Origin of the sequence: Arcobacter pernae (assembly GCF_049472135.1) — a bacterium.
In the GTDB taxonomy this organism is placed as follows: domain Bacteria; phylum Campylobacterota; class Campylobacteria; order Campylobacterales; family Arcobacteraceae; genus Arcobacter_B.
This window is the reverse complement of record NZ_JBMOVV010000001.1, coordinates 363,487-375,895: the sequence shown is the minus strand read 5'-3', so window position 1 is coordinate 375,895 and position 12,409 is coordinate 363,487. Positions and strand designations below refer to the sequence as shown.

The window sequence follows — 12,409 nt, the reverse complement described above, 5'->3', positions numbered from 1 at the left end:
TTACTCTTCTTCTAATAAATTTATATTATCTATTTGTTTTTTAGGTTTTACACCTAAGTCTATAAACTCTTGTGATCTTTTAATTAGGTTTCCATTTCCAGTTGATAATTTTTTCATTGCATTATCATAGGATTTTTGGGTTCTATTTATATGTGTTCCTACTTCTTCTAAATCTTTTACAAATAAAGCAAATTTATCATACAAATATCCAGCTTTTTTTGCAATAAGCAAGGCATTTTCATGCTGTTGTTCATTTCTCCAGATATTCTCAATTGTTCTTAAAGTAACAAACAAAGTAGAAGGAGATACTAACATGATATTATGTTCAAAAGCTAATTTAAATAGATTTTCTTCTTCAGTACTAGCAAGTAAAAAAGCCCCCTCAATAGGGATAAACAGTAAAACAAAATCTAATGTTCTAACACCTTCAATATCTTCATATTTTTTAGAACTAAGACCTTTTATATGGGCTGTTATTGATTTAACCAACTCTTTTTTTGCAAGTAGTTTTTTATTTTCATTTTCACTATTTGTATAATCAATATAGGCTTTTAGTGAAACTTTTGAATCTATAATAATATCTTTATTTGAAGGCAAGTGAACTATAACATCAGGTCTTAATCTTTTTCCATGCTCATCAGTAAATGAATCTTGTGTTGAGTACTCTTTTCCTTCTCTTAAACCTGTTTGCTCTAAGATTGAAGATAAAATCATTTCGCCCCAATCCCCTTGAGCTTTGTTATCACCTTTTAGAGCTTTTGTAAGATTTACAGCATCTGTTGAGATTTGTTGGTTTAGTTCTTTTAGATTTTTTATTTCTGTAAGCAATGAACTTCTTTGTTTTGTTTCTTCATTGTAAATATCATTTACTCTTTTCCCAAAAGAATCTAACTGCTCTTTAAAAGGTGTTAATAACTGATTTAAAGTAAGGTTTGATTTTTTTTGGTTTTGTTCAAAAACCTTTGTTGCTAAAGACTCAAACTCTATTTTCATCTTTTCTTTAGACTCTTCAAGTAAATTTATTTTCTCATTAAAAGAGTCTTCTTTAATCTTATACTCATTTGTTAGGTTTTCCAATCTTAACTCATAAGTTTCAATAAGATTTTCTTGAATTTGATCTGACTGATTTTGAATAGCTTTTATTTTATCTTCATAAAAAGAGCTTGTAAGTTCTATCTTTTCATTTGCCGTATTTATTTTTAGCAGTACTTCATCTTGCAAATTTTGAAGCTTATCATTATAATTTCGCTTCGTAAAATGTAAAATAGCCATAACTGCTAAAGTTATGGCTATTATGCTTAATATTAATGTGAGTGTATTTATTTCAATGACACTATTAATCAAATTTCAAATCCTCTTTTAATGCATCTTTTGAACTATTGTGAACATCATATCCAAGCTCTTTAAATCTCTCAACTAAAGGAGGGTGAGAGTAATAAAAGAAAATATAAATAGGATGAGATAAAGGAAATGATTTATTTTCATTTGCAAGTTTTAAAAGTGCATTTACTAAATCATTTTTAGATTGTAAATTAGATCCAAATTCATCTGCTGCGTACTCGTTATGTCTAGAAATTAAAGAAATAAGTGGCATTAAGAAAAACGATAAAATTGGTGAAAAAATCATAAAAATTGCAATAATTGCTGCTGGTTCTTGGTTTAATGATAAACCTAAGAATAGCTCTTCTGGTAAATTACCAAAAATTGCAAAGAATATAAACATTACAACACCCATAATTCCAATATTCTTTAAAATATCTCCATTTTTAAAGTGCCCTAATTCATGTCCTAAAACAGCTAGTAGCTCATTGTGAGTTAGTTTTTCAACTAATGTATCAAATAAAACTACTCTTTTTGTACTTCCTAGTCCACCAAAATATGCATTTAATCTATTGTCTCTTTTACTTGCATCTACTGAGAAAACTCCTGAACTTTTAAATCCTACTTCATCAAGTAATCTTTCAATCTTAGATTCTAAATCTTTATCTTTTAAAGGCTCAAACTTATCAAACATTTTATCTCTAACTAAAGGATAAACCATATTTATGATAATAATAACTGCAAAAATAAAAGCAAATCCCCAAATCCACCAAGATGATAAATTTTCTATAATTAAAGAAATACCCGCAATCACAAGTGATCCAAATACTAAGAAAAGAATCCCTGATTTGATAGTATCTTTTATAAATAGTGAACTTGTCATATTTGAGAAACCATATTTTTTGTCTAATTTAAAAGTTTTATATAAATCAAATGGTAAAGTTAAAACCCAATTAATAATAATAAATAAGTCAATAAAGACAACAGCTTTTAACCATGAAGATTCAATGTTTACTAATGAATTTAAGTAAGATAAACCAAAACCTATCCACATAAAGAAAATAACAAACTCATAAAATGATGATACTATTGATAATTTCTCTTTTTCAATAGAATAGTTTGCCGCCTCGTAGTATTTACTACCTTCCAAAATTATTGGTTCTAAGTTTCTTGCATTTTTTACATATGCTACTTGCATAAATGATGTGTAAATATTTAAAGCAAAATATAAACAATAAGCAATAACAAAAATCTCTAACACTTATTAATCCTTCTTAATATAATATTATTTATATTACAATTTTATTGCTTTCATTTTAGTAAAGATATTCTTATTGATTATCAGTATCTTCTTTATAAACTTCTACTGTATTTCTACCATTTCTCTTTGCTTCATACAATGCTAAATCAGCTTTATGAAGTAAACTGTTTAAGTCATTTTCATTTGAACTTAAAACACTAACTCCTATAGAAACAGTAAACTTAACTCTTTTTTTATTTGCAGAGCAGTACTCTAAAGCTTCTATCTCACTTCTAATATGTTCTGCAACTTTTTTTGCTCCTCTTATTGAAGTGTTTGGCAAAATTACACCAAACTCTTCACCACCTAGTCTTCCAAAAACATCACTTTTTCTAAGTAAACTTTGAGTAGTTTGAGCCATAAGCTTTAATATCTCATCTCCTACTTTATGCCCATAATTATCATTTATAAATTTAAATTTATCTATATCAATCATTAAAGCACTAAGACTTTTTTTCTCTCTTCTATTATAAGAAATCATTGGAGTACATGATTCAAAGAAACTTCTTCTATTTTTTACTCCTGTCAAAGAGTCTGTAGTAGCTAAAATACTTAATTTTACATTTATATTATTTAGTTCTTTAGTTCTTTTATCAACTGCTGATTCTAAAACTTTTTGATACTCTTTTAGTCTTCTTTCTTGAGCGTTTAACTTTATAGCTTCAAGTACCATAAGTTCAAAATCTACTTTTTTTAGTGTTCTTGGGATAATTTTATAAACAGAAGCTTCATTTATAACTTTTTCTAGATTTTCAAGTTTTATAGCATCTTTAAAAATTATATTTTTTGTATTTGGAGAGTTTTTATATAATTCTAATAAAAAATCATCAAAAGATAGTGTGGAATTATTGTTTCCATTTATTGTAATAAGTATTTCATTTCCAGCAATTATATTATTAAAGCAACCTATTAATGCTTGTTCTGCATTTATATAACTTTCAATAATATAATCACCATCTACAATTCGTGATAATTTGTTGTAAAGTTCATCTAAAATCTCTACATCATTATCAATACAAGCTATTATATATTTCATATTTTATCTCCAAAATTGAAATATTAGCCAATTAAATTTTAAAATTAAATATAACTTTTAAAGTTTTTTTTTGCTTTTAATCAAACTTTTTAATGAACTTTTTTGACTCTTTAATTATTTTATTATCTTTAGTAAATAAAATAACTTCATAATTGTCTTTGAATGAATCTTTAGTCCAGTTTGTACTTCCTAAAACTACAATTTTTTCATCAAAGATAGCTATTTTAGTATGTAGTTTCTTATCTGCGACAATAGTCTTTATGCCATTTTTTTGTAATAGTTTAAAGATTCCATCATCTTTTTCAACTTTTGATTTGTCAAAAATAACTATAATATTAATTTTTTCTTTAGATTTTTCAACAAGCTCTTTTGCAAATTTTTTATAAGAAAAATTGTACATAGAAATATAAATACTTTTATTAGATTCTCTAATTAAATCTATAATCTTATCTTTTGCATCATCTGCTTGCTTTGGTAAAAAGTATATTTCATTTGTTTTTTCTAAAGAAAAAGCATCTTTTGAAAAAGCAACACTACAAACTAAAATCAGTCCTAAAACTATTTTAAAAAAACCACTATTTTTCATCTAAAACCTCAAACATCTCTTTTGGAATTTTTGTTGGTTTAAAGTTTTTTAAATATGCCAATTTAAATGAACCTTTAAATAAAACTTCACCATCTCTTAAAACTTCTTGATACATCACAACTGATGCTGCTTTTTTTTGTGTAAGTTTACAAGTAACAACTAAATCATCACCAAATACTGCTGATTTTATATAATCTACTTCTACATGTTTAACTACAAAAAATTCATCTTCTTGATGAGGAGACAATCCTCTTTTAAAAAAAAGTTCAGACCTAGCTCTCTCGCAAAACTTCAAATAGTTGGCATAATAAACAACCCCACCTACATCCGTGTCCTCATAATATACTTTTATATTTAGCACTAAAACTTCCTATCTCAATCAATATTTCTTATTTAGGGACAATAAGGAAGTAAATTATACATTCCTCTTTCTTTAATACCTATTTTAAATCCTTTTATAATAGCTATAATATAAAAGATATAAAAACTCAAGAGCTTATAAAACAAGTAAAGACTTTTTATAAATAAGATTATATTAATATAAAAGCTAAATATGCTAAAATCCGTTTTCAAAAATTTAATATATTTCAAGGTGGTTATTTGTCTATTTTTGCGTTACAATCTTTAGCTGGTGGGTTTCTAGATGAGGATTTAGAACATTTTAACAAACATTTCGATGACTGGTGTATTCAATTTGACAGTTATGAAGATGCAAAACTTATAGTAGAAACTTTAGAGAATCAAGAATCTATAGATATAGTTGAAATCACTCCTTTAAGTTATCCCAAATACTTTTTCAACTCTTTGCAAGGTACTATTTATGCCACAAGACAAGTAGATGATAATATCATTTGTATTGTAGAACCACACATAGGTTCTAGTTTTAAAATTGCAATTTGTGATTTAAAAACAAAAAGAGTTAGATTAACAAAAACAAACTATAAAAACATACCAAATGTTGAAGCAGCTTTTGCTAATCTAAGTGAAATCAACTAAACTCTAAACTATTAAGAAGAACAACTTACATGAGATATCCCAGCAATATCAAAATATTCGCTAGGTTTTAATCTATAATATTTATTCTGTATTTCTTGTGATTGTTCTTCATATGGATTTATCATAATTTCTTGCAATTCTTCTATTAAACTATAATCCCCATTATTTGCTTTTTCATACGCAGGAACTAAGAACCATTCTCTTAAAGTATATTTTGGGTTAATAGCTTTCATATCTTTTGCAAGTTTTTCTTTTTCTTTTGAAGATGATATTTCTATTGCCTTATTCCATTTTTTTAGCCATTCAGTCCATCTAGCAAATAATTCTTCTTTTTTAGAGATATCTTGATAAAAGCTTTTTTCAAGAACTTTTACATCTTCTGGGATAGAAGATAATTCTCTAAAGAATAGCGTATAATCAACAGATGTTTCAATCATAAGTACTATTAATTCTCTAAATAAATTCTCATCAAACTTCTTAATACCTAGCTTTGAAGACCACATTTCTTCCATTTTCTTTTGCATTACATCACTGAAATTATCTTCAATCTCATCTAATTGTTTCTGTACTTCTTTATTATTCTCAAATAAAACTCTTAATGACTTACAAAACATCTTAAAATTTTGTCTTGCTGCTTCTGGTTGATTGAAAAATGAAAAGTGAACTCCTCCACCAGTCCAAGGTTGATATCTTGGATGAAAATTATCTATAAATCCAAATGGACCATAATCAAGTGTAAATCCTCCAACAGCACAATTATCACTATTAAAATTACCTTGACAATACCCTACTCTTATCCAATTTGAAACAAGAGAAGTTAATCTATCTCTAAAACTCTTTGCAAGCAAAATAACTTTTTCTTCCAATGATAAAGCATTATTTATCTCATCATATTCTCTATGAATAGCATGTAATACAATTTGTTCCAACTCTTTTTTTGCATTTTCATATTCATTTTTTCTAGCTCTTCTACCAAATAGTTCTAGCTGACCAACCCTTAGAAAAGAAGGTGCAACTCTAGTTGAGATTGCTATTATTTCATCTATCATAACTTCAGGATCTTTTGAATAAGAACCTTTTGTAAACCAAGGTCTTTTAACTATTTGAGTATCAGAAGTATAAAGAGTTAAAGACCTTGAAGTTGGAATACCTAAAGCATACATATGTTCTTGTGCTAAAAACTCTCTGATACTAGACCTAAGTACAGCTCTTCCATCAGCTCCTCTACAATAAGGCGTTTTACCTCCACCTTTTAATTGCATTTCCCAACGTTTACCATTTAGCACAACTTCAAGAATTGAAATAGCTCTTCCATCTCCATATGCATTTCCAGTTTGAAAAGGACATTGTTGATAATACTCAGTGCCATAAATAGATAAAGCATAACCACATGCCCATCCTACTTTACTAAAGGGCTTTTCTAAAGAAGAAGTATCAGCTGAAAACATTTTCATAAACTCAGACGAAGTTGCTAAAGTATCATCAAAACCCAATTCCTCAAAAAAGTTTTTACTATGAGCTATATATTTAGGATTTTGCAAAGGAGTTGGCTTTACAGGGACAAAATGCCCACTAGTTACTTCTCTTGGGAAATAATCAATACCATCTTCACTTGAATTAGGATTACTATTTAAAGTATTCATTAAAGAGTAATCTACAAATTCTCCTAACTCTTTAAGTGTTTTTATTTTCTTATCTATTTTTTTCATATAAAATCTTTCTTATTTAATAAAATCAAAACAATATATCAATAAACAAAATACATATATGTATTGTAAAAACTATTATTATAAAATTTATTTTCTATTGATAATTATTATTCATAGCTAATTATACAAATGAGTCTCTTTAATAATGATTGAGTTAAATAAAAAAAGATTAATTTGATTTAGATTTTTACAAAAAGTTATAAGAAGGTAGAGCTTAGACTCTACCTTATTTTAGTGTCCACAGTTTATTTCTCTTATTCTATTTAATAAATGAAATACTTGGTCAATATTTTTCTCTATATTTTCTGTTACAGCAAATATTTGTCCATTTTCATAATTTTCTGCATATAAATCAACAGTATCTTGAACCATTGTATGAACTTTTCTATGTGCAGATTTTAGCTCTTCCCACTCTTTTGTATTTGCAAAAGAAGAATTTTCATTTGCATCTATCCATTTTCCTAGATTACATTCATGATGACTTTTAACTTTAAATTTAAAGCCTTCTTTACACTCAGAAAAATTTGTATTTTTAAATACAATATGGTCTGATTTTAATTTATTTAAGTCAAAAATCATATCCGTATTACAAATTCTTTTTCTTGCATTTTCATCAAAGCTTGTTTTATTTACTACTCCTTGAAGTTGCACAGCTAAAGAAGTAGTGTTTTCTGCCATATCACTAATGCTTGACGCTAATGTTGCATTTTGTTGTGTAGCTTGGTCAAGAGAGTTTACTGTATCGTTGATTTGATTCATTGCTAACTGCTGTTCTTTTGAAGCATTTGCAACTTCATTAATTAACTCAATAGTAGAATTGATGTTCTCATCTAATTCATTATAACCATTGATCATTTCAGTAGTAACATCTTTTCCAGTTTTTGCTTTATTAGTTGCACTTTCAACTAAATCTTTAATCTCTTTTGCAGCTTCTGCACTTCTATTTGCAAGGTTTCGCACTTCTTGTGCTACAACAGCAAAACCTTTTCCAGCTTCACCTGCTGTTGCTGCTTCAACTGCTGCGTTAAGTGAAAGAATATTTGTTTGAAATGCAATTTGGTCAATAATAGAAATTGACTCATATATGTCATTTACTTCACTACTTAATTCATCCATTGAATTAGAAGTTCTTGAAGCCAAGTCTCTTCCTTTATCATTTGATTGAATTACACTTTGAGCTAAACTTGCCATTTTTGCAGCATTTTCACTACTCTTGTTAACAGTTGCTGAAACTTCTTCAATAGCTGCCGCTGTTTGTTCAAGTGATGCTGCTTGAGTATTTGAAGAATCACTTAACTTTCTAGAAGACATAGTAAGTTCATTTGCACTTTGTGTTAACTCTTTATTTGATTTATCAATTAAACACATTACTTCATTTATTGTTGATTGTGTTACTTTTGTTCCACTCATTAAAGATGCTATTAATCCAGTAAGACCTTCAATATGAGGAATTTTATAGTCATATTGTGCATTAGATAAAGCTACTAAAGAGTCAGATAATACTAATAGATTTTTCTGAAGAGTTTTAATCATACTATTTATCTCATTTACTAAAGAATCAACTTCTTTTGAATGAGCTGTACCTTTAATAGTATCATTTAATAAACCTGCATTTACCTTTTCAATGATAAGCTTTGTCTCTTCTATTACTATTTTATCTTGTTTTACACCTTCTTCAATAAAATCTAAATAACCATTAAAACTTTTTACTAAATCCCCTATTTCATCATTTGATGTAATATCAAGTTTTTTAGATTCAGACCCTTTATTGTTTTTAATAGAATCAATTGAATTTTTTAGATTTAAAATAGGAGATAAAATATTTTTCTTCATATTTATAAGTGAAGCTATCATACTTAAAAGTAAAGCAACAACTAAAATAGTTAATGCACTCCAAATAATCGATGATGTATGTTCAACAGAATTCATAACTATAGATACAGGTCTAGCTGATAAAGCAATCCCTAAAACTTTTTCATTAAAATCTTTTACTTCAATAAAAGAGTAAAAATAATTATCTGTAATTAAATACTTTTCATTTTTTAGTTTTTCAAAATCAATATTTCTAGAATCATTTAGAAAATCTTTGCTAACAAAGTTTTGAGAAATTACGTAGTTTTGAAGTTTCTTATCTTCAGGAATTTTTGCAACAGCTAAAGAGCTATCCATAAGAAGTAAAAAGGAATCTCCTATTTTATCAAAAGACTTAGCAACAGAGTTAATTCCTTGCATAAATTCAAGTGAACCTAAATGCATATTGTTTGAATCAAAAACAGGCACAACAGCTCTTATACTAAGACCAGCTTTTCCAACTTCAAATGTATTTACAGCCTGTTTTGTTGTATTTACTTTTACAACACTTGCTCTAAATGAACTTAAGTCATCGCCAAATTTATCTATTTTCCATGATCTTAAAAATGAATGAGAATCTTTTGTATGAATATGCACTTTAATATTTTTGAAAGGCGTTGATTCCTTCATGCTTTTAGATAAATTTTCTAATGCATTTATAGCATATTCTCTTTCATTTAATTCTAATGCTTTTTTTATTTCTCCATCATTTGAAATTGAAATAGCATTTGAAATACCCACATCAAATTTTGCTTGAATCTTTGACTTTGATAAATTATTCAAATCTTTTTGAACACTCTCATAAACTTCTAAAGTCAAAATTTTTTTATAATAGTCTAAAACTATATAACCTACAACTAACATCAGTAAAGTAACTATAATAGTAATCAAAGAAGATTTTTTTGATATACTTAAGTTATTCATATACATCCTTTATTAAAAAAAGTTATATATAATACTATTTTATGTATTAATAGTAGTTATATTTAGTAATTATTTATTATCACATATAGTTATTTTTTAAAAAACTCTAATAAAACTTCTGTTATTATCAATAATACAAATAAAAAAGAAAAGTTATACTTATGAAAAATGATTTAAAAATAGTAATTGTAGTTTCATCTTTGTTAGTAATATTATCTGTTTCAATGTCAGTTGTTAATTTTATGGTTTCACTTGATTCAACACAAAAAGACCTAAAAGAATACTCTTTACCCTTATCCGTGGATAATATCTATTCTGAAATACAAACTCACATAATAAAGCCAAATTTAGTATCATCTATGATGGCTCATGATACTTTTGTAAAGGATTGGCTTTTAAATGAAGAAGAAAATAATATAAAAATTAAACGTTATTTACAAATGGTAAAAAATAAATACAATATGTTTGTAGCTTTTTTAGTATCAGAAAAAACAAAAAACTATTATACACAAGATGGTTTTTTAGAAACACTTGATAAAAATAATTCTGATAACAAATGGTACTTTAGGTTTAAAAAAACTCAAACTGACCAAGAAATAAACCTAGACTATAACCAAGACTTAGACAACTCTTTAATTATGTTTATAAATCATAAAATGTTTGATGAAGAATATCAACTAATAGGTATAACAGGAATTGGACTTAAGATTTCTTATGTTGATGAGATGCTAAAACACTTTAGACAAAACTATAACTTTACAGTATATTTTGTAGATGAAGATGGAAAAGTAGTTTTATCTGAAAGAAAAGTCAATAATATAAAAAACTTAAATGATATAAAAGAGTTATCAAATCTAAAAGAGCAAATAATCTCTAAAAAAACTAAAGTAATTGAGTATTCAAAAGATAGTATGAATTATTTACTAAAAACTAAATATGTTCCAGAACTTGATTTATATCTTATTGTTGAAGCAAAAATTGATGATTTTATGAAAACTGAATATAATACTTTTTATATAAATCTACTAATATCTTTATTTGTTACAGTTATTATTACTTTTGTTATTATATATAGTATCAAAGGCTTTAATAGAAGACTAGAACATTTTGCAAATAATGACTCACTAACAAATCTATTAAATCGAAGATCTTTTAATAGCAATCTAAAAACATTTGATAAATTATCAAAAAGAACTGGCAATCCAATATCTTTACTATTTTTAGATATTGATGATTTCAAACTAATTAATGACAATTTAGGACATAAAATAGGCGATGATGTACTAAAAAGAGTATCAAGTATTTTGAGAGAAAACCTAAGAGAAACTGACATAAAAAGTAGATGGGGTGGTGAAGAGTTTATTATAGGACTTATCAACACAGAACAAAAAGAAGCCTTTGAAATAGCTCAAAAAATAAAAGAGAAACTTCAAAATGATTTAACTCTTATAAACTTAGCAAACAGACCTATTACAGCTAGTTTTGGTGTTACGCAAATACAAAAAGAAGAGAAATTAGACTTAGCAATAGTTAGAGTTGATAATGCGATGTATGAAGCTAAAAAAAGTGGGAAAAATAAAGTAGTTGTAAAATAAAAATGAAACCTTTTGGTTTCATTTTTTTATCTATCCCATAGGATATAAAATCTCTTTTTGAACCTCTTCTATTTTCTTCATAAGTTCATCATCTATTTTAAAATCAAATGCAGCTAATGACTCATCTACTTGACTTAATGTTCTAGCTCCAATAATAGTTGAAGCAACAAAATCAAAGTGCTTTGAGTATGCAACTGCTAGTGTTACAGGCGAAATCCCATACTCTTTTGCAAGTTCTACATATCTTTTTGTAGCTTCTATAGTTTTTTCATTTACAAATCTATTGGCCATTGCTTGAACTCTTGGATTTTTATTTTTGATATAAGCTGTAAATCTACATCCATCTGGATATAAACCATTGTTGTATTTTCCTGCTAAAACCCCTCCCGCGATTGGAGAGTATGGAAGAAGTGAAATATCTTCATTTTTACATACAGTTGATAGCTCATCTAAAAATCTTGGATTTAATAATGAAAAATTATTTTGTATTGATTCAAATCTAGCTAGTTTATTATTTTTTGCAGTTTCATTTGCTTTTGTAAGTCCATAAGCACTATCATTTGATGTTCCTATATATCTTACTTTTCCCTCTTTTACCAAATCATCAAAAGCTCTTAATGATTCTTCTATAGGCACTATTGTATCAGGCCAGTGCATTTGATATAAATCTATATAATCTGTATCAAGTTTCTTTAAACTTCCTTCAACTGCTCTTTTAATATGAAAAGAATCAATTGCAGTAAGTCCATGTCTAATAGGAGGTACAAACCATCCAGAAGCTGCTCCTGCAACTTTTGTAGCTAAAATAATAGAGTCTCTATCTTTAGTTTTTAACCATTCACCTACCCATTGCTCAGTAATACCTGCTGTATTTGCTTTTGGTGGTACTGGATAAAGCTCAGCTGTATCATAAAAGTTTATTCCATTATCATAAGCTTTATCCATTATTTTAAAAGCCTCTTCTTTTGATGTAGAAGAACCAAAAGTCATAGTTCCCATACAAATAGAAGATACTCTAAGTCCACTTTTTCCTATATATCTAAAATCCATAAATAATTCCTTCAAATTTTTAAAAATTGAACTTTATTATAT

The 12,409-nt window shown here is 26.9% G+C and carries 10 protein-coding genes; 2 read left to right on the top strand and 8 right to left on the bottom strand.

The window, feature by feature from the left end; genetic code table 11:
- The 5 genes from ACH5BF_RS01850 to ACH5BF_RS01830 all read right to left on the bottom strand — a co-directional run bounded on the left by ACH5BF_RS01850 (position 1) and on the right by ACH5BF_RS01830 (position 4,603).
- Entirely contained in the window at positions 1 to 1,344 is a 1,344-nt protein-coding gene (locus ACH5BF_RS01850; protein ID WP_423272300.1) for a DNA recombination protein RmuC, read from the bottom strand.
- Entirely contained in the window at positions 1,337 to 2,581 is a 1,245-nt protein-coding gene (locus ACH5BF_RS01845) for a M48 family metallopeptidase (protein ID WP_423272299.1), read from the bottom strand. Before ACH5BF_RS01845 ends, ACH5BF_RS01850 begins: the two co-directional genes overlap by 8 nt.
- 70 nt (positions 2,582 to 2,651) lie before the next feature.
- The gene (locus ACH5BF_RS01840) at positions 2,652 to 3,656 is read right to left on the bottom strand and encodes a GGDEF domain-containing protein (protein WP_423272297.1); all 1,005 of its coding nucleotides are present in this window, start codon (positions 3,654 to 3,656) and stop codon (positions 2,652 to 2,654) included.
- Between the two features lie 76 nt (positions 3,657 to 3,732).
- Positions 3,733 to 4,242, bottom strand: coding sequence for a phospholipase D-like domain-containing protein (locus tag ACH5BF_RS01835; protein ID WP_423272296.1), 510 nt, complete (start codon positions 4,240 to 4,242; stop codon positions 3,733 to 3,735).
- Positions 4,232 to 4,603 (bottom strand): YbgC/FadM family acyl-CoA thioesterase, encoded by a 372-nt coding sequence (locus ACH5BF_RS01830; protein ID WP_423272295.1) that lies wholly within the window; start codon positions 4,601 to 4,603, stop codon positions 4,232 to 4,234. The genes ACH5BF_RS01835 and ACH5BF_RS01830 overlap by 11 nt, the downstream gene beginning before the upstream one ends.
- 239 nt (positions 4,604 to 4,842) lie before the next feature.
- Here ACH5BF_RS01830 and ACH5BF_RS01825 point away from each other — a divergent pair, with 239 nt between their 5' ends.
- On the top strand, positions 4,843 to 5,238 hold the full coding sequence (locus ACH5BF_RS01825; protein ID WP_423272294.1) for a hypothetical protein: 396 nt from the start codon (positions 4,843 to 4,845) through the stop codon (positions 5,236 to 5,238).
- 11 nt (positions 5,239 to 5,249) lie between these two features.
- On the opposite strand, the gene ACH5BF_RS01820 is transcribed toward ACH5BF_RS01825, so the two are convergent.
- Both ACH5BF_RS01820 and ACH5BF_RS01815 read right to left on the bottom strand, forming a co-directional pair.
- Positions 5,250 to 6,947 carry a protein adenylyltransferase SelO family protein gene (locus ACH5BF_RS01820; protein ID WP_423272292.1) on the bottom strand — a complete coding sequence of 566 codons (1,698 nt, stop codon included), beginning with the start codon at positions 6,945 to 6,947 and terminating at the stop codon, positions 5,250 to 5,252.
- A 231-nt stretch (positions 6,948 to 7,178) separates the two neighbouring features.
- Positions 7,179 to 9,722 carry a methyl-accepting chemotaxis protein gene (locus ACH5BF_RS01815; protein ID WP_423272291.1) on the bottom strand — a complete coding sequence of 848 codons (2,544 nt, stop codon included), beginning with the start codon at positions 9,720 to 9,722 and terminating at the stop codon, positions 7,179 to 7,181.
- A 161-nt stretch (positions 9,723 to 9,883) separates the two neighbouring features.
- On the opposite strand from ACH5BF_RS01815, the gene ACH5BF_RS01810 reads away from it, so the two are divergent.
- Entirely contained in the window at positions 9,884 to 11,317 is a 1,434-nt protein-coding gene (locus ACH5BF_RS01810; protein WP_423272290.1) for a sensor domain-containing diguanylate cyclase, read from the top strand.
- Between the two features lie 30 nt (positions 11,318 to 11,347).
- Here ACH5BF_RS01810 and ACH5BF_RS01805 read toward each other — a convergent pair whose 3' ends face one another.
- Entirely contained in the window at positions 11,348 to 12,367 is a 1,020-nt protein-coding gene (locus ACH5BF_RS01805) for an aldo/keto reductase (protein ID WP_423272289.1), read from the bottom strand.
- Between the last annotated feature and the right edge of the window lie 42 nt (positions 12,368 to 12,409).